The following is a 21,705-nucleotide window of genomic DNA, read 5'->3' on the forward strand; positions in this document are numbered from 1 at the left end:
ATTTATATATTTGACCGCTACGGTAAGTTGCTGAAGCAGATTAGTCCGACAGGACCAGGTTGGGATGGAACGTTTAACGGCAATATGATGCCAACCAGTGATTACTGGTTTACAGTAGAGTATGACGAACCACTGACCAACCAACGTAAAGAACTTAGAGCCCATTTTACCTTGAAACGATAAGGTTATAATAATATGTATAAAAGCCATTGAAATTTATTCAATGGCTTTTTTTTATTGAACCCGACCAATCGAGATAAGTTGATACAAATAAACTTATAATGAATATTAATCAAGACAAGAGGTTTAAGTGCGCTGAGTTGACTATAACTGAGGCTTTATACGAAGTAGATAAAGGTGATTAAAAGGACTGTTAACTAGTTATGCGGAAAGCCTTTATAAATCACCTAAATTATATAGGGGCTATAATATTTATATGCTTCTAAACTCAAAGAGTTGCTTAATGGACTTACTATGTAAATACTGAATTTTATTTTACAAGTATTAATCAATAGTAGTGATTCTAATTTTAAAGAATAAAAAAGCCTAAATCTATAAATAGTTCAGGCTTAATAAATTTATGTTTTTTTATCTAAATATTAAAAGCTAGTGTCAATATTACATCAGTAAATTTCGACTGTATAGAAGCAGAATCAGTTAAACCGACAGAATATAGTTGGAAGTTTATATCACGTTCTGCTTGGCTAAATGCCATATCTAAACTAAAGTCACCAAAGCTATAGCCTAACCCTAAAGAATAACCTGTTAAGTCACCAAAAAAAGTATCATCTTTATATGGGCTTTCTTCAAAACGGTAACCACCTCTAAAACTAAATTGCTTAACACGATATTCACCTCCTAGTCTATATGATGCAGCAGTATCTAATTGATTACTAATACGATTATTCAGATTAGAAAAGAAAATATCTGAATTAGGTCTAAATTCTGCACTACTATAATCTTTAATAGAATAATCAAAACTTAATAAACCTTTCTTCCCAAATATGTAAGCTAGACTTCCAGTTACTTTACCAGGTGTTTGAAGTCTATATTCTTCATATATATTTATAACATTTGGATTTATAATTTGTCTAATACTAGATCCATTTTCAATTCGACTAGTCGCTAAGTACTGAGACGTTTCATCCGATATTCTAAACCAAGTAGGTGAATTATATGCTAAACCGACTCTAAACTCTTCCGTAATCTTAGCAATTCCTCCTAATTGAAAAGAGAAACCACTACCAGTTGTTAATAGATTATTTTCAAAATCTACATCTGTAACTAAAGAGTTTGCACTTGAATTAGATTCATTTAAAAACGAAGTGCGCTCAAAATTAATAAAGTGACTATTAAGATTTAATCCAAAATAAAATTTATCATTATAGCTAGTAGCAAAGTTAAAAGCTAATTTCCCATTATAACCTCTACTTGCATAAGAATAGCGTTGGTTATAATTTCCTGCATTTAAATCTATATTAGAAACGTAATCTGTTTCACTTGGTGTGCTTGCATTTGGGTCAATAATAAAGCCTTCAAATCCTAAAAATGCTTGTTGATTTTCAAACCCATTCGGAAGACCCCCTATAGCTGAGTAAGCTTCAGAAATTGTTTCTCCTGGTAGCGCAGAAATATCATCAATAAATTTACCTTGAGCATTCTGTAAAAAATAGCTACCTATTGAGTTATTTGTGTTTATACCTCTAGCAACCCAATTATCATCAAAATCTGCTGAACGATCGTAAGCGACACTTAACGTAAATTTCTTCCAAGGAGAATTTGTATTTGTGTTTTTGAATACAAAGGCAGCTCCTAGTTGATTTAAATCAATACTAGTGTCTGATGAAGAATTTAATCCATTAAAATAACTAACATCATTATTTTTTCGGAAACTTCCTAGAGATAAAGAAACATGACTATTATTAAAGATAGCTGAACCAGCAGGATTAATATTAACACTAGACATATCACCACCAAGTGCACCAAAAGCACCACTCATACCTCTAAATCTTGCCGAACCTTGAATTTCATCATTTGAGTATTTCACCGCATCTGTTACATTTAACTCTTGAGCAGAAATATAGGACGCACTAAGCAAGGTTATGCTTAATATAAGTATTTTTTTCATAAGTATTTTTTAAAATTTGGAATCAAATTAAAGCTTATCCTCTACCGCGTCTACTGCTGCCGGAAGATCTTGATCCACTAGACCTTGAACTTGAACTTCTAGAAGATCTTGCACTACTAGAGGATCTAGAACTTCTTGATGAACTTCTAGCAGAGCTAGAGGATCTACTTGTACTAGGTCTTGTTACTCTAGAATTACTACTTCTTGTAGAAGAAGAATTTCTTACCGCTCTAGAAGGTCTTGTAACACGAGAATTTCTTACCGTTCTTGAGTTAGAATTAGATCTACTCAACCTAGAATCACCTCTTGTCACACTTCTAGAATTAGATAACCTACTGGTTGAATAGTTTCGTCTAGACAAAGCAGAATTACTTCTATTAGTTAAAGCAGAATTACGCCTATTAGATACAGTAGAATTACCTCTACTCGATAAAAGTGAATTCCTCCCTATTGAACTTATACTGTTATTGTTAAGTAAAGAACCTCTGCGGCCTCCAGCGAAAGCATATCCATTTTGATTTCCAAATTGACCGTTATTCCATCCATTATTCCATCCATTACCCCAACCCCAAGGATTGTTCCAACCAAAGCCACCAAAACCTCCACCCCAGCCAAAACCTCCGTTCCAACCAAAGCCTCCATTCCAACCCCAAGGTTGTCCCCAGCCCCAATTGTTAAAGCCAAAGCCACCATTCCATAACCATGGATCATTCCAGCCCATCCAGCCGTTGTCTATAACATTTATAGTAACATTATCGTTGTTTTGTCCCCAACCTCCGTAAACTGGTCTTTGTTCTATAGTATCTTGTGCCCTCTGAACATAATTACCTTCGTAAGAATCTATATCTGTAAATATTTCTCTTTCTTCGGTTATAGCATTTACATCAGCAGAGTTTTCTGCAAAGTAATTTTTATAATAACCAGACTCATTTGTTGAAGTGGTTACTACTGGTTGCTCAGCTTCTACATTATCAGAAGCATAAATACCATCATTGTCATATCCTGCATATTGAAACGATCCACATGAAGTTAACAAGGCCGTTAGGCCAAGTGCAACAAAAAATGGCAATTTTCGTGTTGTAATAATTTTAAATTGCATATCTCTTTTATTTTATTGTTGAACATAGCAAAAATAGTTAGTTTTGCTGAACTATTTTTATATTTAACATAAGCGCAACATTTGTGCCAAAACACTAAAAATGAGTAAAAATCTTACGAGTAGAGCTGAAGATTATTCTAAATGGTACAATGAATTGGTGGTAAAAGCTGATTTAGCAGAGAGTTCTGCAGTTAGAGGTTGTATGGTTATAAAACCATATGGTTATGCTATATGGGAAAAAATGCAAGCTGAATTAGATAGAATGTTTAAGGAAACAGGGCATCAGAATGCTTATTTCCCATTATTTGTTCCTAAAAGTTTGTTTGAAGCAGAAGAAAAGAATGCAGAAGGCTTTGCTAAGGAATGTGCAGTTGTAACGCATTATAGGTTGCAAAATGACCCAGATAATGAAGGCAAACTAAGAGTTGACCCAGAAGCAAAGTTAGAAGAAGAGTTAGTCGTAAGACCTACTAGTGAGGCTATAATTTGGAGTACCTATAAAGGTTGGATTCAAAGTTATAGAGACCTACCTATACTAATTAATCAATGGGCTAACGTTGTTCGTTGGGAAATGCGTACGCGCTTATTTTTACGAACGGCTGAATTTTTATGGCAAGAAGGTCATACAGCTCATGCTACAAAAGATGAAGCGATAATAGAAGCAGAGCTGATGAATAACGTTTACGCTGAATTCGCTGAAAATTTTATGGCTATGCCTGTTATTAAAGGAGTGAAAACAGAGAGTGAACGTTTTGCTGGTGCTGTTGAGACGTATTGTATAGAAGCTTTAATGCAAGATGGAAAAGCCTTGCAAGCAGGAACTTCTCATTTCTTAGGTCAAAATTTTGCCAAAGCATTTGATGTGAAATTTACAAATAATGAAGGAAAGTTAGATCATGTTTGGGCTACCTCTTGGGGAGTTTCTACAAGATTGATGGGTGCTTTAATTATGACACATAGTGATGATAAAGGTTTAGTTTTACCTCCAAACCTAGCGCCATTTCAGGTTGTAATAGTACCTATATATAGAAACGATGAGCAGTTTGAGGCTGTTTCTGAAAAAGCCGAATCTATTCTTAAAGAGTTAAAAGTTTTAGGCGTTAGTTGTAAATTTGATAAAAGAACAACACATAGGCCTGGTGCTAAATTTGCTCAGCACGAATTACAAGGTGTGCCATTGCGAATTGCTATTGGTCCAAAAGACTTAGAGAATAACACAGTTGAGTTAGCTAGAAGAGATACATTAACAAAATCTATTGTTGAAATAAAAGATATTTCTGTAACTATTAAAAACCTTCTAATACAAATACAAGAAGAATTATTTACTAAAGCCTTGGATTTTAGAAATGAACATGTCACTGAAGTAGATAACTTTGATGATTTCAAAAAAGTTTTAAAAACTAAGACTGGGTTTATTTCTGCATTTTGGGATGGGTCTTCTGAAACAGAACAAAAGATTAAGGAGTTAACCAAAGCGACCATTAGATGTATTCCTATGAATAACAAAATGGAAGAAGGGAAATGTGTATATAGCGGTCAAAAAGCGACACAACGCGTGTTATTTGCTAAAGCATATTAATTTTTTTCAAAAAAAATTATGCTAGTAGTTGCAACATTTAAAAATAGTTGTATTTTTGCATCCGCAATGGAAACATTGTAGGTTCATTTAAATAGTAAAATAACCAAATGGCCCGTTCGTCTATCGGCTAGGACGCATGGTTTTCATCCATGTAAGAGGGGTTCGATTCCCCTACGGGCTACAATTTTTAATAAGAAAAAATATAATGGCAAATCATAAGTCTTCTTTAAAAAGAATTAGAAGTAACGAAAAAAGACGTGTACTTAATAAATATCAGCATAAGACAACTCGTAATGCTATAAAGAAGTTACGTGAAATAACTGATGCAAAAGAGGCACAAGAAATGTTACCTTCTGTAATTAGTATGCTAGACAAGTTAGCTAAGAAAAATGTTATACATTCTAATAAAGCTGGTAACTTAAAGTCTCAGTTAACTAAATTTGTAGCTGCAATATAATTTTGTAGATACTTACGACAATATTTAAAGTCTTTCCTTTTTGGAGAGACTTTTTTGCGTACAATAATTTATTATTAAACATAAAAAAACCTTGAATTATTAATTCAAGGTTTTTGTTTTATACTATTTGATTAATTTATTACCCGTTCATAGAGATTAGGAACTCTTCATTGTTTCTAGTTTGTTTGAAACGGTCATTAATGAACTCCATTGCTTCAACAGGATTCATATCCGCTAGATACTTGCGCATCACCCACATTCTTTGAATGGTATTAGCATCTAAAAGAATATCATCTCTACGTGTGCTAGATGACGTTAAATCAATAGCAGGGAATATACGACGGTTAGATATTTTACGGTCTAATTGTAGCTCCATATTACCTGTACCTTTGAATTCTTCAAAGATAACTTCATCCATTTTAGAGCCTGTTTCGGTAAGTGCTGTAGCGATTATAGTTAAAGAGCCACCATTTTCAATATTACGAGCAGCACCAAAGAAACGTTTCGGTTTATGTAAAGCATTAGCATCAACACCACCAGAAAGAATTTTTCCAGATGCTGGTTGTACAGAGTTATAAGCTCTAGCTAAACGTGTAATTGAGTCTAAAAGAATTACCACGTCGTGGCCGCATTCTACAAGACGTTTTGCTTTTTCTAAAACAATATTTGCAATCTTAACGTGCTCGTGTGCTTCTTTATCAAATGTAGAAGCAATAACTTCACCACGTACATTTCGTTGCATATCTGTTACTTCTTCAGGACGTTCATCAATCAATAATATCATTTGATAAACCTCAGGATGATTCGCTGCAATTGCATTTGCAACATCCTTAAGTAGCATTGTTTTACCAGTCTTAGGCTGAGATACAATCATACCACGTTGTCCTTTTCCTATTGGAGCAAACAAATCCATAATACGCGTAGAGATAGTTGCTTGCTTCTCAGCTAGATTAAATTTCTCTTGTGGAAATAAAGGGGTTAAATGCTCAAAAGCAACTCTGTCTCTAACAACATTTGGGCTTTGACCGTTAATTTTACTAACTTTTATTAATGGAAAATATTTCTCACCTTCTTTCGGTGGACGTACTTGTCCTAATACGGTATCACCGACTTTTAGTCCAAATAATCTAATTTGTGATTGCGATACATAGATATCATCTGGTGATGATAGATAATTATAATCCGAAGATCTTAAAAACCCATAACCATCTTGCATAATATCTAATACCCCTTCACTTTCAATAATAGCATCAAATTCAAAATCTGGCTCGCGGTAACGATTTCTGCTATCCTTATTACCATTGTTTTTTGAATTGTTGTTATGTGTGTTTCCGTCTTTAGAACGAGGTTGCCTGTTGTCGTTGTTCTGAGGACGTCTTTTGTCATCATTACGAGGATTAGGTCGTTTTTGCTCTTGTTTAGGATTATCTTGTTTATCGTTAGAAGGTTTGCGTTCTTGAGGTTTTGGTTTTCTCGGTTTACGCTCTTCTGTTTTTTGTTCTTCTGCTTTTGGTTCTTCTGCTTTTGGTTCCTGAGGTTTAACTTCTTCTTTTTTGTCAGAAAATTCTAAAGATTTTTGCTCTTTGTTTTCTTTTGGTTTTTGCGGAACTCTAGCACGCTTTTGAGGAGGTTTGTTTTGTGACTTTGGTTCAGAAGTTGTTTCTGTTGCCACGTTAGCTTTTACGGCTTCTGGATTTGCAGCTTGATAATCTAAAATTTGATAAACCAAGTCTAATTTTTTTTGTGTACGGTATTTAGGTACATTTAGTTGTTTAGCTATCTCCTGTAATTCAGGAAGTTTTTTAGCTTTTAACTGAGAAATTTCAAACATTTTTATGTAGTATAATGTATTATAATTTGATATTATTAATTCAATGTTTTCTAGATGAAATAAAAAAGAAAAAAAGTGAGATTAATTTGGAAGATTTAGAACAATGCAACTCAGTGCGTTATTTTGCTCTGTTGCAATAATACAATTTTATTTTAAAATAAAATCTATCTTTTTAAAAAATAAACTCCTAGTTTTGCAATGCTTTTGATATAAAGTTATGATTCAACGGATACAAACACTCTATTTAATATTAGCTACTGGGATTTCAGCAGGTCTAATATTTGTCTTTCATTTATGGAGTAACGATGAAAGTGTTAACATATTTGCCTTAGATAATTACACTTGTTTATGTCTGTTTTTAGGTTCAGCTTTATTATCGTTAATTTCAATTTTTAGTTTTAAAAACAGGAAATCTCAATTTGTGTTGGGACGACTCAATATAATATTAAACTTTATTTTACTAGTTATTTTTGTAACTCAGTCTCTAAACTTATCTGGAGAAACTAATGTTTCTGAGAATGGTATTGGGATGCTTCTTCCTATTTTTTCTATTGTGTGTTTAGTCTTGGCTAACAAGGCTATTAAAAAGGACGAAGATCTCGTAAAATCTGTAGATCGATTACGATAAACCTAGAATCTTAATTAGTGCAAAAAACCCAGACGCTGCCGTCTGGGTTTTTTATTTTATCGTTTTTCAAATTCAATCACTTCTAAGTCTTTAATTGTTTTTCCGTCAATTTTAAAACGGAGCATCGTTCTAATATTATGAAATCCATGTTTGCCAACTGCACCAGGATTCATGTGTAACACGTTTAGTTTTTTATCTGGCATTACTTTTAGAATATGGGAATGTCCACAAATAAATATATCTGGCGGATTAGTTGTTAATTCATCTCTTACCCGATTATTATATTTTGGCGGATAGCCACCAATATGTGTGATCCAAATATCCATCTTCTCGCACATAAACCTATTATGAAGCGGAAATTCAGTTCTAGCCTTAGCGTCATCTATATTTCCATAGACTGCTTGTAGTGGTTTTAGTTTTTTAATGCGGTCTGTTACTTCTAAATCACCAATATCACCAGCATGCCATACTTCATCGGCTTGCTTAACGTGTTTAAGTATACTATCATCAATGTAGCTGTGTGTGTCTGATAGGAGAAGTATTTTTTTCATTTTATGCCAAACTTGATTTGATAGCTCTTTCCGAAAACCCGGAAATCTCATTATTAATTTTTTAGCATTTCTTTAGTAACTAAAAAAGGTATCTTTGTCCTTTCACAAAAGTAATATTTCTATTGCGATATTTTATAGAACTTTCATATAATGGTAAAGCTTATCATGGTTGGCAGAACCAGCCCAATGCAATTTCTGTACAAGAGGTTTTAGAGAATGCATTAAGTACTGTTTTAAATGAACCTGTTGCAGTAGTTGGTGCAGGTAGAACTGATGCAGGTGTGCACGCCTGCCAAATGTTTGCGCATTTTGATTTTGAAGATATTCTAGAGTCTAAAGATTTGATTTATAAACTAAATTCTTTTTTGCCTAGAGATGTGGCTACTTCTAAAGTATTTAGTGTCCTCCCAGAGGCTCACGCTAGGTTTGATGCATTAAGTAGAACGTATAATTATAAGATTTCAACAGTAAAGAATGTGTTTAATTATGACTATGCTCATAAGGTACATTTGCCTTTAGATATGGACGCCATGAATGCTGCTTGTCAAATCCTATTTAACTATAAAGATTTTCAATGCTTTTCTAAAGTTCATACTAGTGTAAAAACGTATAATTGTGATATAAAAGAAGCATTTTGGTCTCAACATTCAAACCAGCTTATATTTACAATTAGGGCAGATCGTTTTTTGCGTAATATGGTAAGAGCGATAGTAGGGACGATGGTTAATATCGGATTAGGAAAGATTAAACCTGAAGATTTACATGATATAATTAATTCAAAAGATAGAGGGAAAGCGGGTACTTCTGTCTCAGCACACGGATTATACTTAACTGAAATTATATACCCAGAAAACATAAAACTAGAAGATTAACTTATTAATATTCTGAGTTATTTGAGAAAAATTTACTGAACCGAGTTCAGCATAATTATGACAAAAGAAAAGAAAAAGATATTTGACGTTTCGTTATTTAAACGTCTTTTGTATTACATAAAACCCTATCGTACGGTTTTTGTGATTTCTTTATTCTGTGTTGTTGGCCTAGCTTTATTTGGAGCATTTAGACCTTATATTCTAAAAGAAGCTATTGATGTTAAAATTGCCAATAGACAATACAATGGTTTTGTTTTTTATATACTTATAATGCTAGGACTTCTTGTTCTAGAAGTTATATGTCAATTATTATTTATTTATTATGCTAGTTGGTTGGGTCAGTCTGTGGTGAGAGATATTCGTGTAAAGTTGTTTCGTCATATGCTTAAATTCAAAATGACTTATTTCGATAAATCTTCAGTTGGAGTACTTATTACAAGAGCTGTCACAGATATGGAGCGTATAGCCGATATATTTGGACAAGGTCTTTTTATGATATTTAGCGATATTTTAAAAATGGTAGTTGTTGCTGGCATTATGTTGGCTATGAATTGGAAAATCAGTCTATTAGTATTTGTGGCGCTGCCAATAATAATTTTAGCAACAAAGATTTTTCAAAAGTATATGAAACGTGCTTTTGAAGATGTACGTACAGAAGTGTCTAATCTAAACTCATTTGTACAAGAGCGGGTTACAGGCATGAAGATCTTACAATTATTTACACGTGAGGAGACGGAGTACAAAAAATTTAAGTCTATTAATGAAAGACACAAAAACGGTTGGCTAAAAACGGTTTGGTATAACTCTATTTTCTTCCCAATTGCTGAATTTGTTTCCTCATGCACCTTAGCAACTGTTATTTTAGTTGGTGGTTATAATATAGTATCACAAGGTTCTATTACAACCTTAGGTGATTTAATTGCTTTTACGATGTTTATTCCTATGCTGTTTAGGCCTTTATATCAAATAGCAAATAAGTTTAACACGCTACAGATGGGTATGGTCGCAGCAGATCGTGTATTTAAAGTATTAGATACAACTTCTAATATTGATAATACAGGTTCTTTAGAGCCAAAAAACTTTAGAGGTGACATAGAATTTGATAAGGTAAGATTCTCATACGTTAAAGATGAGGAAGTTCTAAAAGGTATTTCGTTTAATGTTAAAGCAGGTGAAACTGTTGCAATTGTTGGAGCTACAGGAGCAGGGAAATCTACAATTATTAACTTACTCAATCGTTTTTATGAGATAGACTCAGGAGTTATAAAAGTTGATGAAATTGATATAAAGGACATTGCGTTAAGTTCTTTACGAGACCATATAGCTGTTGTGTTGCAAGATGTATTCTTATTCGCTGATACAGTTCTTAATAACATCACCTTAAATAATCCAAACGTTTCGGAAACTGATGTTATAAATGCAGCCAAGGCCATTGGGATAGATGAATTTATAACAAGCCTACCTTGTGGCTATCATTATAACGTTAAGGAGCGTGGTGTAATGTTGTCTTCTGGTCAGCGCCAGTTAATTTCATTTTTAAGAGCTTACGTTACAAATCCGAGTATTTTAATTTTAGATGAAGCGACGTCTTCTGTAGATTCGTATTCAGAACAATTAATACAAGATGCAACAGATAAAATAACAAAGGATAGAACATCTATTGTAATTGCGCATAGATTAGCAACCATTCAACAAGCGGATAAAATAATTGTTATGGATGCTGGTAAAATTGTTGAAATTGGTACGCATAAATCTCTTCTCGAAAAAGAGAGCGGTTACTATAAAAACCTTTATGAAGTTCAGTTTTTAAAGGCTGAGGCAGTTTAATTAGGTATAGAATCCATAGCAGCTTTTTGGGCTTCTATTGTTGCTTTTTGAGATTCTATAATTTGTTGAATAAACGCACTATCCTTAAATAACATAGCCATAACAAACCCTAATATAATAATGGCTATCATTATTACTATTATAATTCCAAAAAAGAATAGCGTTCGTAAAATTAGTCCACTTACAGATAATTTGTACATGCGTTTATAGCAATATCCAAAATAAGCCATTTGAAGAAAAATACTTGCTGTACCTAAAATGCTACTAGGTAAGCTAAGTACTAAAAGTGCAATATTTAAAAAAGAACTCACTAAAGAAAATTGCGCCATAATATACATAGCCATAACTACATGTTCTGTATAGTTAAATTCTTTTCTATTAATAAAAACAAGTCTCGATAATAGCGCATATAATGGAATTAGAAGTACCATTGTTATTGAGTAATACTCTTGAATAGCGTTAACGATTTTAATCGTTGTCTCCTGCTGTGCTTCAACGCTAACTGCAGACATTTCTGTCATTGCATTAGGAAAAAACTTATTTAAAACAATAATATAAATACCACCAACTGTTAATGCTAGAGCCAAGTAACTTATTGGGTTAACATAGCGTCTCCGAACACCTTCTACATAACCACCAATAACAATTTCTGGTTTTTTAAAAAGGTCAATAAGCGTTCTTAGAAGTTTGTTGTCATAATTAAAAAAAGTTTCGGTAATATGTTCAAAAATATTTTTGAAAGTTAAGCGGTGTCTAATCACTTTTGCACCGCAACTGTTGCAAAATTCGCTATCAGTAGAAAGTTTAGTATTACAGTTCTTACACTTCATTATACAGCAGTTGTAAATTGTTCTGTATTTATATACATGACTATAAGTACAATAATTGAAAAAAGAAGAGTAGCTATAATGATCATCAACCCAAGTACAATAAGCATCAGTAAATAATGACCAACGGTTGTCCAAAACGACGTTTCAAAAACACGTTTTAAAACATAGAAAAAGTAAATAAATGTAAAAAACGTTACAAAATATGATATCGAAAAATAGTTAAAACCTAATCCTAAAAATAGGATATTTATAACTGCTGAAATAATTACAACTTGCGCGCCATAGTAGAGGTTAATCACAATGTGCTCAGTAAAATTAAAACGTCGTATGCCTAAAAGCAAATAGGTTATCCAAGTTGAAAATGCAGAAAAAGGAATACTTAGTGTGTAAAACAAACTTTGCGAACTATTAAAGTTGTCTATATTATTGAGACTCTCGTTAAAGAAAGGATTGTTTTCTTGACCTGGCATTTTTGCAATTTCTTCTAAGAGGACCATCTTATAGAGCTCAGGGTCGTTAAAAACGTTAGTCATAAAAAAAAACTGAATTCCCAAAAGTGTTAATCCAATAGCAAAATATTGAATAACACCAATGTACTTTTTTCTTGTACCACTAATGAATCCATTAATAACCATATCTGGCTTTGTTAATAAATGGATTAGTGTTTTTAAAAGTCTGTTATCAATAGATAGGAATTCTTCGTTAACTTGTTCAACTAAAACTTTAGGTTTTAAACGGTTCTGAATTATTTTTGCGCCACATTCATCACAAAATTTTTGAGCTTCATTTAATGCTTTATGACAATTTTTACAATTCACTAGGCTAAGTCTTCTTTAATTTTGGTGGTTAGCTCATCAGTATCTTTAAATATGACAAATTCACCCCCTTTTATATAAGAAATTTGGCCTGTTTCTTCACTTACACAAAGTGCTAATGCATCTGTTTTTTCAGTAATACCAACAGCTGCTCTATGTCGTAAACCAAAACGTTCTGGAATATTTTTTTCGTTATTAACAGGAAGGATTACACGTGTTGCTTTTACGACATTATTATCTATAATAATTGCACCATCGTGCAATGGGCTATTTTTAAAAAAGATACTTTCAATTATCGGTTGTGAGACAAGGATGTTCATTTCATCTCCAGTGTTTGTTAGAAAGTCTAAGTTATTATTGCGCTCAATAACGATTAAAGCACCTGTGTTTGTAGTTGCCATTCTGTTACAAGCGTTAATAATAGCATCTACGTCTGTAGATGTTTGATCTTCATTTTTTAAGAACTTAAAATTCTTAAATATATTTCTTTTTCCACCTATGTTAGTTGATCCAACCATTAGTAAAAACTTTCTAATTTCTGGCTGAAAGACAACTATCAGTGCAATAATACCAACTTTCATAAAGCCGTTAAAGATGCCGTATAGCATTCTCATATTAAGATAGTCGGTGACTTGCCAAGCAACATATATAATAAGAATACCAATAAAAATATTAATGGCAACAGTACCTTTTACGAGTTTGTAAATATAGTAGAGTAGAATTGCAACGAGGAAGACATCAACGAAATCTATAAATCTAAAATCCCAAAGTTGTAAGTTCTCCAAATGGTTAGTCTTTTTGCTAATTTATGAATTTATGTTTAGTAGATGCAAAAAATGATAATGATTAATTGAGACCTCTCAGGTTTTCAAAACCTGAGAGGTCTGTTATTTAGTAAATGAATTCGTTCGAGTTAATTTTGATTTTGTCCGATTCAAGCTTTGATAATTTTGATTTTACTGCAATGTAATCTTGAAAACTTAGACTTTCTTCAAAACATAAATTCAAAGCAATTTCAGTTATTTTTAGTTCACTAGAAATTGAAGTAGTGTTATCAATTAATTCTAAAAATGAAATGATTTCAGTTTGAAATGTATTAATGTTTTTTTGATTAATTTTTAATGATAATTCTGTAAAACTTAAAGAGTCGTTCAGTTTTACGCCTAAATGTTTTGGAATGATTCCTAATAAATCTATTGTATCGACTTCGGGTTCGGAAAGTTGATAATAAACATCCGTAAACTCAACAAACCCTAAACTACCAATACTAGTATTATTACAGGTAAAATAATTCTTGGCATCTTTATTCTTATGTAGCTCTGCATTACGTTTTTTGTCTTGTAAGAATTTAATATGCGGAATGGCTTGTTTTAAGGTTAGTCGTTTATCTACATTTACCAGCCAATTGGTACTAATTATTAAGTTTTTTCTATTTAATAACGAGGAATCTGGTTGCGTTTGATCATAAAAAACATAAGCAGGCGAAACATCTAAAACTTCTGTAATATCTGTATTTTTAATTTCTGGTAATTGTAAAACGCGTTCATTATTGCAGCTGAAACAAGAAACAAGAATTAAAATAATAAGATAGCGCATAGTTTAGCTAGTTTTCAATTGATTAAAAAGTGTGACGCATTCCATAGCCTCTTTCACATCATGGGCACGCAAAATAGAAGCACCTTTTTGTAACGCAACCATATGAAGTGCAGTTGTACCATTTAGGGCTTGTTCTGCTGTTGTACCAAGTGCTTTATAAATCATAGATTTTCGAGATACACCTCCAAGCATTGGTTTGTCTAATATTTTTAGTAATTCAAAATTGTTTAATAATTTATAATTCTGTTCTAAGGTTTTCGCAAATCCAAAGCCTGGATCTATAATAATATCATTAATTTTTTCAGCATGTGCAGCGGCAATCCGATCGGCAAAATAAGAAATAATGTCTTTCATTAAGTCGTCATAATCTGTTTGTTGTTGCATGGTTTTAGGAGTTCCTCTTAGATGCATCATTACATAAGGCACACTTAACTTACCTACTGTTGCTAGCATAGTATCATCGAGTTTTCCGGCAGAAATGTCATTTATTAGTGCAGCACCAACTTCAATAGCTTTTTTAGCGACTTTGCTTCTAAAAGTATCCACAGAAATTAAAGTTTCAGGGAAATACTTCAGGATTAATTTAACAACCGGAATGACACGATTTAATTCTTCATTCACACTTACAAAATCAGCACCAGGTCGCGAGCTGTAACCACCAATATCTATAAAAGTAGTATTATGTTTTAGCATGGTTTCAACTTGATTTAAAATATCAGCTTCATCTTTGTATTTGCCACCATCATAAAACGAATCTGGAGTTACATTAAAAATCCCCATCACTTTTGGTGTAGATAAATCTATGAGTTGGCCTTTGCAATTGATTGTCATTTTATAGAATAAGGTTCAAAATTTAAAGTTCAAAGTTATTAACATAATACCAAACTTATAAGTCGTTTTCAAATCATTGAAGACTGAACTTTGAATTTTGAACTATTTAAGCGAAATTTACGCAAATTTTAATTGAACTAAATGCAGAATACTTCAAAAGAATACGATGTTGTTATTGCTAGATGTAGAACTCTTTTTGTAAATAAGATGGGTGATTATGGTAGCGCATGGAGAATATTAAGATTGCCATCTCTTACTGATCAAATATTTATTAAAGCACAGCGCATTAGAAGTTTGCAGCAAAACGCTGTTAGAAAAGTAGATGAAGGTGAAGTTAGTGAGTTTATAGGTATTATAAATTATTCGTTAATGGCATTAATACAGCTAGAAAAAGGCGTAGTTGAACAGCCAGATTTAAATACCGAAGAAGCTGCAAAACTATATGATGAAAAAATAGCAGTAACAAAGCAGCTGATGTTAGATAAGAACCATGATTATGGCGAAGCTTGGAGAGATATGCGTGTAAGCTCTTTAACGGATTTAATATTACAAAAGTTACTACGTGTTAAGCAGATTGAAAATAATGCTGGTAAAACTATAGTTAGTGAAGGTATTGATGCTAATTACCAAGACATGATTAATTATGCGATTTTCGCTATGATTCATTTAGATGAGTCAAAATAATAATATTTAAATAAAAAAAAGTCTATGAAATATCTCGTTCATTTAAGTCGAATATTTGTTGGAATTCTATTTATAATATCAGGATTTATAAAATTAAACGATCCTCTTGGTTTCTCATACAAACTACAAGAATACTTTGGTGTAGATGTTTTAAATATGGAATTCCTTATTCCTTATGCGCTTGGTATTTCTATAATTGTTGTTGTTTTTGAAGTTGTTTTGGGTGTCTTTCTACTCGTTGGCTACAAGCCAAAGTTTACAGTTTGGAGTTTGTTAGCTATGATTGTATTCTTTACATTTCTAACATTTTATTCAGCTTATTTTGATAAGGTTAAAGATTGTGGTTGTTTTGGTGATGCTTTAAAATTGACACCATGGGAGAGTTTTACTAAAGATATTGTTCTATTATTTTTTATTTTAATCTTATTCTTCGGGATAAAACATATTAAGCCTATTTTTTCAAAGTTACCGACATCAATAATAGCATTATTAAGTTTCGTGTTGTCTTTGTGGTTTGGTTACCATGTGTTAATGCACTTGCCATCTATAGATTTTAGAGCTTATAAGATAGGAGCTAATATTCAAGAAGGAATGATTGTGTCAGAAAATGCACCTAAACCTATTTTAGAATATACTTGGACGTTTAACGTTAATGATGAGGAACAAGAGTTTGTGACCAACGGAAGTTATCCAAGTGTAGATGGTGAATATGTTGGTGTAGAAACAAAAACTATAGACGAAGGTTATATTCCGCCAATTCAAGATTTCTCAATAGAATCTGATGATGAGGATTTAACATCTTATTTCTTAGAAAAAGATAAACTTGTTATTGTTGCTATGTATGCTATTTCTACTAGTGAATCTGAAGGTGTGGCTAAATTAAAAACGTTTACAGATAGTGCTATAAAAAATGGATATACTGTTATTGGTTTAACATCTTCTGGTAGTGATGATAAAGCTCAAATAAAAGCAGGTTATAATCTTAATTTTGATTTTTATCTATGTGATGAAAAAGTGATTAAAACCGTTGTTAGAGCCAACCCTGGAATCGTAATTCTAAATAAAGGAACAGTCATAAATAAGTCACATTGGAACGATATAGATGATATAGCGCTTTAATTTGATATCATATCTTACAAATAAACTACTATACGCCTTCATCACTTTAATTGGTGTGATCACTGTTATTTTCTTTTTATTTACAATTCTACCTGGTGATCCGGCAAAAATGATGTTAGGGCAAAATCAAACAGCAGAACAAGTAGAGGCTGTAAAACAGAAATATGGATTCGATAAACCTTTAGGTACTCAGTTTTTATATTACTTAAATGATCTGTCTCCAATTTCGTTTCATTCTAACACACCAAAAGATTACACGTATTTAAGTGCTAATAAATATACTGCTACTGAGCTATTTAGCATTGGTAATACAACAACGGTTATAAAAACACCCTACTTACGAGAATCGTTTACTAAACAAGGTAAAAAAGTAACTGATATTATTGGTGAAACTATTCCAAATACATTTGTTTTGGCAATCTCAGCTATTGTTATAGCTATTATTTTAGGCATTATTTTCGGAATCATTTCAGCACTTTACAAAGATACTTGGATAGATAAAACTATACAGATTTTAAGTACACTTGGTATGAGTGTACCCTCTTTTTTTAGTGCTATTCTATTTGCTTGGTTATTTGGGTTTGTATTGCATGAATACACAAATTTAGAAATGACAGGTAGTTTATATGAGTTAGACGATTTTGGCGAAAAGATGACCATTAAGTGGAAGAATTTAATCCTTCCTGCAATAGTTTTAGGAATAAGACCATTGGCTGTAGTTATTCAGTTAATGCGAAACTCATTATTAGAAGTATTAAATCAAGATTACATAAGAACAGCAAGAGCTAAGGGTTTAAGCGAATTTCAGGTCATAAAAAGTCATGCTGTGAAAAACGCCTTAAATCCAGTAATAACAGCAATTTCTGGTTGGTTTGCATCTATGTTAGCGGGTGCTGTTTTTGTAGAATATATTTTTGGTTGGAATGGTTTGGGTAAAGAAATAGTCAATGCTCTTAATACATTAGACTTACCTGTAATAATGGGAGCCGTTTTAGTAATTGCTATAATCTTTATAACCATCAATATTTTTGTAGACATCATATATGCTTGGCTAGACCCGAGGGTTAAATTGTCTTAACAATATCATCACTGCGATTCATTCAATTTTCTTCTTTATTATATTATTTTTGTATTTACAAATTAATAGAATTCAATACACGTTTATTATGAGAAAAAATATAGTAGCTGGAAACTGGAAGATGAACAATGATTTAAAAGCCACAAGTAAGTTGGTAAAACAAATCAGAAAATCAATAAAAAAAACAGACTTAAAAAATACCAGAGTTATTATTGCTCCTACATTTGTAAATCTTACAATGGCAGTAAAACGCTCAAAAAAATCTAAATTAGAAGTTGCAGCACAGAATATGCATCAAGCAGAGAATGGTGCCTTTACAGGCGAAATTTCGGCTAATATGTTAAAGAGTGTTGGTGTTAACATAGTTGTTTTGGGACACTCAGAAAGACGTGCTTATTTTGGTGAGACTGACGCGTTATTGGCAGAAAAAGTAAATGCAGCTTTAGCACATAAACTAGAAGTTATTTTCTGTTTTGGAGAAGAATTGGCAGATCGTAAAGCAGGAAAACAAGAAACTGTTGTCGAAAGCCAAATTAAAAATGCGCTTTTTCATTTAGAAGCAACTGCTTTTAAAAAGATAGTTTTAGCCTACGAGCCTGTTTGGGCTATAGGTACAGGTGAAACAGCAAGTCCGGAGCAAGCGCAAGACATGCATGCTTTTATCAGAAAAACGTTGGCGGACAAATACGGAAACGATATTGCAAATAACGTTTCTATCCTTTATGGAGGTAGCGTAAAGCCAGAAAATGCTCAAGAAATTTTCTCAAAACCAGATGTAGATGGTGGTCTTATTGGTGGAGCAGCACTAAAAGCTGAAGACTTTTATGAGATTGTAAACGCATTTTAGTGCGTTACCACAATGGTCGTGCTATTCGCTATATTTTTTTTGCTTTTATAATAGTAAAAAAGGATGCCGTTTCTATTGCTAACGGACTCTCTAATGATAAGTGCGCTAATGGTACAATTAGTTAACAGTCAATCAAAATTTATAAACTATAATGTCTAATAACTTATATATTGGCTACGAGTTTAAAGTAGAGCCATTACAACCAGGTACAGAAATACTTATAGCCGAGTTAGGTTATGCAGGTTTTGAAAGTTTTGTAGAAAACCCAGAAGGTGCGACAGCATATATACAAAAAGAAGAGTGGAACGCCTCTATTTTAGATAACATACAAATTTTAGGTTCAGATGAATTTAAAATCACTTATAAGTTTAATGAAATTGAGCAAACCAATTGGAACGAAGAATGGGAAAAGAACTTTAAACCAATCATTGTAGACGAATTGGTAACTGTGCGTGCTCCATTCCATGAGCAACCAAAGACCAAATACGATTTAATTATAGAGCCAAAGATGAGTTTTGGTACAGGCCATCATGAAACTACTCACATGATGATTCAGCATATTTTAAAAAATGATTTTAAAGGAAAATCAGTTTTAGATATGGGTTGTGGTACAGGTGTTTTAGCAATTTTAGCAGAGAAAGTTGGTGCTACTCAGCTCGATGCTATAGATATTGATAATTGGTGCTATCTCAATAGTATTGAAAACGTAGAACGCAATAATTGTAAAAACATATCCGTGTTTGAAGGAGACGTTTCATTGCTTCAAAATCAAAAATATAATACTATTATAGCAAATATTAATAGAAATATCTTACTTCAAGATATACCAACTTATGCTAAGCATTTAACTAAAAAAGGTTCACTATTTCTAAGTGGTTTTTATGACGATGACCTTAAGCTAATAAAAGAAAATTGCTCTGAAAACGGTCTAGTTTTTAAAGATAAAATTCTAAGAAACAAGTGGGTAGCTGCTAAGTTTATTATTAAATAATTCTTATCTATTCAATTAAATAATTGAGGTATTTACAATTAATTATAATAATTTAACACAATTAATTTAAAATGTGTGGTTTTCCCGTAACACAAAGTGTTTTTTTCAGATTACCTTTATTGCAAATAATATTATTTTAATTGTAGTGATTACCTGTAAATATTTACCCAAATATTAGCCTAGGACGAACTACGCCATTGTTTACGTAAACTCAATTTAATTTTTAACCTAAAAAATTTAAAACAATGAAAAATGTTAAAATAATTGCACTAGTATCTCTACTAGGAATCTTCGCCTTTACAGCCTGTGAAAAAGACAATGCTATAGATGATGTTTCAAGTTTAAATGAAGATGTTATAATTAATATGAACGAACTAGGGAGTAGATCCCAAGTTACTGATATTGATTTATTGAATTCAATTAAGTCCTTAGATATTGATGCAGGAATAGTTTCAATAGGAGATTTTCATTTACCAGATGGTACAATAGAAGAAAGAATCTTTATTGGAAGCGATATTAATTTTACGAGAAGGGAGTTAAACAAACTTATTGATGCTAGTTCTGGTATAATGAAACAGTACAGAACCTTTAATTTAGTAGCAGAAAGTAACCAAACTATTAATATTCTCGGTTATACAGGAGGTAGCCAAGCATTATCTAGTAAAGCACGTACAGCTTTAACTAGAGCAGTTGCTAATTACAATAACATAAGTAATATGACGCTAGACTTTAATTTAACGTTTGGTACTAATTTCCAAGCAGCAGATATGGTTGTATATGATAATACAGTTAATAATCCTGGAGGTACAGGAGGTGTTGCGGGATTTCCAAATTCTAATGGACAACCAAATAAGTTTGTTCAGATTTATGGTATAGAGCAATTTTCAACTAATGTTAACGAGCACGTTATTACACATGAGGTAGGACATTCAATTGGTTTTCGACATTCAGATTGGTTTGACCGTTTAAGCTGTCCTTCAAGTTCTCAAGGCAATGAGGGTACAGGTTCTGATGGTGCTATTAATGTGCCTGGAACACCTACAGGTAGAGACTTAACATCAGTTATGCAAGCATGTTTCTCTACAAGTGTAAGTGGAAACTTTAATAATAATGATATAACGGCTTTAGAGTTTATGTATCCAGCAGTTGTAGCTGGTCCTTGCGACGGAGTATCTGAGTGGCAAAGTGGAGTCAATTATAGTGTAGGAAGTCTTGTAACCTATTTTGGTAATCTTTATGAGCGGACTTTTAGTGGTTGGAGTTTTGAAGGACCATGTAACTAAAAACTTTATGTCATAAGAAAAGACAGCGAAACTTTATTCTAACTTACTAACCATTGATGGGTTGTTTAAATAAATTTAAACAACCCATTTTTTTTAACCGTTTTTGATAATAGAACGTAATGATATTGGGAAGATTTTGAAATAATATCTGTCATATCATTATAATAAACTTTAACACACTAATAAGATCTAAAACATAAGCTTTTTCGTTTAACTAAAAAATATTTTTTTTAAGTTTGCTTAAATGATATTACCAAAATGAATTTTCAACAGAAAGGGCAAGTAGAATTATTGTTAGAGGAAGCGGTTTCAAATCAAAATGAAATTGTCTTGTTTAATGATGACGTCAATACTTTTGATTATGTTATTGAGACATTGGTTTATGTTTGCGAGCATACGTCATTACAAGCAGAACAGTGTGCAATGCTAGTGCACTACAAAGGTAAATGTACAGTTAAGACAGGCTCTTATGACGATTTAGAGCCACGTTGTTCCAAGCTTTTACAAGCTGGCCTTAGTGCCGAGATTATTTAAAAGAATTTAGAAACTGAAAGTCTTAGGAAGGTATCTTCTTTAAAATTTGATAAGATAATTTCATTCTGGTCTATAGTGCTAAAAATACGCACTTCTAATTCGGCTTTCCAGCTATTTCCTATTCT

The 21,705-nt window shown here is 32.4% G+C and carries 22 protein-coding genes and 1 tRNA gene; 14 read left to right on the plus strand and 9 right to left on the minus strand.

What is annotated here, in order from left to right:
- Positions 1–183 (plus strand): T9SS type B sorting domain-containing protein (locus tag B2U95_RS02305; RefSeq protein WP_296312235.1); only part of this gene is annotated, 183 nt, incomplete at its 5' end.
- A gap of 409 nt (positions 184–592) precedes the next feature.
- Here the strand turns inward: B2U95_RS02305 and B2U95_RS02310 are convergent.
- Together B2U95_RS02310 and B2U95_RS02315 are read right to left on the minus strand one after the other, a co-directional pair.
- A complete protein-coding gene (locus B2U95_RS02310; RefSeq protein ID WP_296312238.1) occupies positions 593–2,128 on the minus strand; it encodes an OmpP1/FadL family transporter in 1,536 nt (511 codons plus the stop codon).
- 34 nt (positions 2,129–2,162) lie between these two features.
- Positions 2,163–3,227 carry a hypothetical protein gene (locus B2U95_RS02315; RefSeq protein WP_296312241.1) on the minus strand — a complete coding sequence of 355 codons (1,065 nt, stop codon included), beginning with the start codon at positions 3,225–3,227 and terminating at the stop codon, positions 2,163–2,165.
- Positions 3,228–3,327: 100 nt separating this feature from the next.
- On the opposite strand from B2U95_RS02315, the gene proS reads away from it, so the two are divergent.
- The 3 genes from proS (at position 3,328) to rpsT (ending at position 5,263) form a co-directional block, all read left to right on the plus strand.
- Entirely contained in the window at positions 3,328–4,806 is a 1,479-nt protein-coding gene (proS, locus tag B2U95_RS02320; protein WP_296312243.1) for a proline--tRNA ligase, read from the plus strand.
- A 109-nt stretch (positions 4,807–4,915) separates the two neighbouring features.
- Positions 4,916–4,987: transfer RNA gene (locus B2U95_RS02325), tRNA-Glu, on the plus strand.
- Positions 4,988–5,011: 24 nt separating this feature from the next.
- Entirely contained in the window at positions 5,012–5,263 is a 252-nt protein-coding gene (gene rpsT / locus B2U95_RS02330) for a 30S ribosomal protein S20 (protein ID WP_296312246.1), read from the plus strand.
- A gap of 139 nt (positions 5,264–5,402) precedes the next feature.
- Here the strand turns inward: rpsT and rho are convergent, their stop codons facing one another.
- Entirely contained in the window at positions 5,403–7,094 is a 1,692-nt protein-coding gene (gene rho, locus B2U95_RS02335) for a transcription termination factor Rho (RefSeq protein ID WP_296312250.1), read from the minus strand.
- Between the two features lie 217 nt (positions 7,095–7,311).
- Between rho and B2U95_RS02340 the strand changes: the two genes are divergently transcribed.
- Positions 7,312–7,722, plus strand: coding sequence for a DUF4293 domain-containing protein (locus tag B2U95_RS02340; protein ID WP_296312253.1), 411 nt, complete (start codon positions 7,312–7,314; stop codon positions 7,720–7,722).
- A 56-nt stretch (positions 7,723–7,778) separates the two neighbouring features.
- Here the strand turns inward: B2U95_RS02340 and B2U95_RS02345 are convergent, their stop codons facing one another.
- Positions 7,779–8,273, minus strand: a complete 495-nt coding sequence (locus B2U95_RS02345) for a metallophosphoesterase family protein (RefSeq protein WP_296312256.1) — start codon at positions 8,271–8,273, stop codon at positions 7,779–7,781.
- A gap of 122 nt (positions 8,274–8,395) precedes the next feature.
- Here B2U95_RS02345 and truA point away from each other — a divergent pair, with 122 nt between their 5' ends.
- Entirely contained in the window at positions 8,396–9,145 is a 750-nt protein-coding gene (gene truA / locus B2U95_RS02350; protein WP_296312258.1) for a tRNA pseudouridine(38-40) synthase TruA, read from the plus strand.
- A gap of 57 nt (positions 9,146–9,202) precedes the next feature.
- Complete coding sequence (locus B2U95_RS02355) at positions 9,203–10,972, plus strand: ABC transporter ATP-binding protein (protein WP_296312259.1); 1,770 nt, start codon at positions 9,203–9,205, stop codon at positions 10,970–10,972.
- On the opposite strand, the gene B2U95_RS02360 is transcribed toward B2U95_RS02355, so the two are convergent.
- From B2U95_RS02360 to folP, 5 genes are all read right to left on the minus strand, one after another.
- On the minus strand, positions 10,969–11,802 hold the full coding sequence (locus tag B2U95_RS02360) for a DUF3667 domain-containing protein (RefSeq protein ID WP_296312264.1): 834 nt from the start codon (positions 11,800–11,802) through the stop codon (positions 10,969–10,971). The genes B2U95_RS02355 and B2U95_RS02360 overlap by 4 nt on opposite strands.
- Positions 11,802–12,620 carry a DUF3667 domain-containing protein gene (locus B2U95_RS02365; protein ID WP_296312267.1) on the minus strand — a complete coding sequence of 273 codons (819 nt, stop codon included), beginning with the start codon at positions 12,618–12,620 and terminating at the stop codon, positions 11,802–11,804. Before B2U95_RS02365 ends, B2U95_RS02360 begins: the two co-directional genes overlap by 1 nt.
- The gene (cdaA, locus tag B2U95_RS02370) at positions 12,620–13,402 is read right to left on the minus strand and encodes a diadenylate cyclase CdaA (RefSeq protein WP_296312270.1); all 783 of its coding nucleotides are present in this window, start codon (positions 13,400–13,402) and stop codon (positions 12,620–12,622) included. The genes B2U95_RS02365 and cdaA overlap by 1 nt, the downstream gene beginning before the upstream one ends.
- Before the next feature lie 106 nt (positions 13,403–13,508).
- Positions 13,509–14,213, minus strand: coding sequence for a hypothetical protein (locus B2U95_RS02375; protein ID WP_296312273.1), 705 nt, complete (start codon positions 14,211–14,213; stop codon positions 13,509–13,511).
- 3 nt (positions 14,214–14,216) lie between these two features.
- The gene (folP, locus tag B2U95_RS02380) at positions 14,217–15,044 is read right to left on the minus strand and encodes a dihydropteroate synthase (RefSeq protein ID WP_296312275.1); all 828 of its coding nucleotides are present in this window, start codon (positions 15,042–15,044) and stop codon (positions 14,217–14,219) included.
- A 141-nt stretch (positions 15,045–15,185) separates the two neighbouring features.
- Here folP and B2U95_RS02385 point away from each other — a divergent pair, with 141 nt between their 5' ends.
- The 7 genes from B2U95_RS02385 (at position 15,186) to B2U95_RS02415 (ending at position 21,580) form a co-directional block, all read left to right on the plus strand.
- Entirely contained in the window at positions 15,186–15,728 is a 543-nt protein-coding gene (locus tag B2U95_RS02385) for a DUF1599 domain-containing protein (RefSeq protein ID WP_296312279.1), read from the plus strand.
- 24 nt (positions 15,729–15,752) lie between these two features.
- Entirely contained in the window at positions 15,753–16,847 is a 1,095-nt protein-coding gene (locus B2U95_RS02390) for a BT_3928 family protein (protein ID WP_296312282.1), read from the plus strand.
- Position 16,848: 1 nt separating this feature from the next.
- A complete protein-coding gene (locus tag B2U95_RS02395; protein WP_296312285.1) occupies positions 16,849–17,925 on the plus strand; it encodes an ABC transporter permease in 1,077 nt (358 codons plus the stop codon).
- 88 nt (positions 17,926–18,013) lie between these two features.
- Positions 18,014–18,772 (plus strand): triose-phosphate isomerase, encoded by a 759-nt coding sequence (tpiA, locus tag B2U95_RS02400; RefSeq protein WP_296312288.1) that lies wholly within the window; start codon positions 18,014–18,016, stop codon positions 18,770–18,772.
- 151 nt (positions 18,773–18,923) lie between these two features.
- Positions 18,924–19,763, plus strand: coding sequence for a 50S ribosomal protein L11 methyltransferase (gene prmA, locus B2U95_RS02405; protein WP_296312290.1), 840 nt, complete (start codon positions 18,924–18,926; stop codon positions 19,761–19,763).
- 245 nt (positions 19,764–20,008) lie between these two features.
- Positions 20,009–21,046, plus strand: a complete 1,038-nt coding sequence (locus B2U95_RS02410; RefSeq protein WP_296312292.1) for a M57 family metalloprotease — start codon at positions 20,009–20,011, stop codon at positions 21,044–21,046.
- Positions 21,047–21,304: 258 nt separating this feature from the next.
- The gene (locus B2U95_RS02415) at positions 21,305–21,580 is read left to right on the plus strand and encodes an ATP-dependent Clp protease adaptor ClpS (protein WP_296312295.1); all 276 of its coding nucleotides are present in this window, start codon (positions 21,305–21,307) and stop codon (positions 21,578–21,580) included.
- The last annotated feature ends 125 nt before the right edge of the window (positions 21,581–21,705 follow it).

Origin of the sequence: Winogradskyella sp. UBA3174, from assembly GCF_002364335.1 — a bacterium.
GTDB lineage: Bacteria > Bacteroidota > Bacteroidia > Flavobacteriales > Flavobacteriaceae > Winogradskyella.

What these genes read in the sequence shown, in the direction of transcription:
- B2U95_RS02410 (WP_296312292.1), top strand. Translation starts at nt 20,009, where the DNA reads ATGAAAAATGTTAAAATAATTGCACTAGTATCTCTACTAGGAATCTTC.
- rpsT (WP_296312246.1), top strand. Translation starts at nt 5,012, where the DNA reads ATGGCAAATCATAAGTCTTCTTTAAAAAGAATTAGAAGTAACGAAAAA.
- B2U95_RS02315 (WP_296312241.1), bottom strand. Translation starts at nt 3,227, where the DNA reads ATGCAATTTAAAATTATTACAACACGAAAATTGCCATTTTTTGTTGCA.
- B2U95_RS02310 (WP_296312238.1), bottom strand. Translation starts at nt 2,128, where the DNA reads ATGAAAAAAATACTTATATTAAGCATAACCTTGCTTAGTGCGTCCTAT.
- B2U95_RS02360 (WP_296312264.1), bottom strand. Translation starts at nt 11,802, where the DNA reads ATGAAGTGTAAGAACTGTAATACTAAACTTTCTACTGATAGCGAATTT.
- B2U95_RS02345 (WP_296312256.1), bottom strand. Translation starts at nt 8,273, where the DNA reads ATGAAAAAAATACTTCTCCTATCAGACACACACAGCTACATTGATGAT.
- B2U95_RS02390 (WP_296312282.1), top strand. Translation starts at nt 15,753, where the DNA reads ATGAAATATCTCGTTCATTTAAGTCGAATATTTGTTGGAATTCTATTT.
- B2U95_RS02340 (WP_296312253.1), top strand. Translation starts at nt 7,312, where the DNA reads ATGATTCAACGGATACAAACACTCTATTTAATATTAGCTACTGGGATT.
- folP (WP_296312275.1), bottom strand. Translation starts at nt 15,044, where the DNA reads ATGACAATCAATTGCAAAGGCCAACTCATAGATTTATCTACACCAAAA.
- B2U95_RS02415 (WP_296312295.1), top strand. Translation starts at nt 21,305, where the DNA reads ATGAATTTTCAACAGAAAGGGCAAGTAGAATTATTGTTAGAGGAAGCG.
- B2U95_RS02375 (WP_296312273.1), bottom strand. Translation starts at nt 14,213, where the DNA reads ATGCGCTATCTTATTATTTTAATTCTTGTTTCTTGTTTCAGCTGCAAT.
- proS (WP_296312243.1), top strand. Translation starts at nt 3,328, where the DNA reads ATGAGTAAAAATCTTACGAGTAGAGCTGAAGATTATTCTAAATGGTAC.
- B2U95_RS02355 (WP_296312259.1), top strand. Translation starts at nt 9,203, where the DNA reads ATGACAAAAGAAAAGAAAAAGATATTTGACGTTTCGTTATTTAAACGT.
- prmA (WP_296312290.1), top strand. Translation starts at nt 18,924, where the DNA reads ATGTCTAATAACTTATATATTGGCTACGAGTTTAAAGTAGAGCCATTA.
- tpiA (WP_296312288.1), top strand. Translation starts at nt 18,014, where the DNA reads ATGAGAAAAAATATAGTAGCTGGAAACTGGAAGATGAACAATGATTTA.
- rho (WP_296312250.1), bottom strand. Translation starts at nt 7,094, where the DNA reads ATGTTTGAAATTTCTCAGTTAAAAGCTAAAAAACTTCCTGAATTACAG.
- B2U95_RS02385 (WP_296312279.1), top strand. Translation starts at nt 15,186, where the DNA reads ATGCAGAATACTTCAAAAGAATACGATGTTGTTATTGCTAGATGTAGA.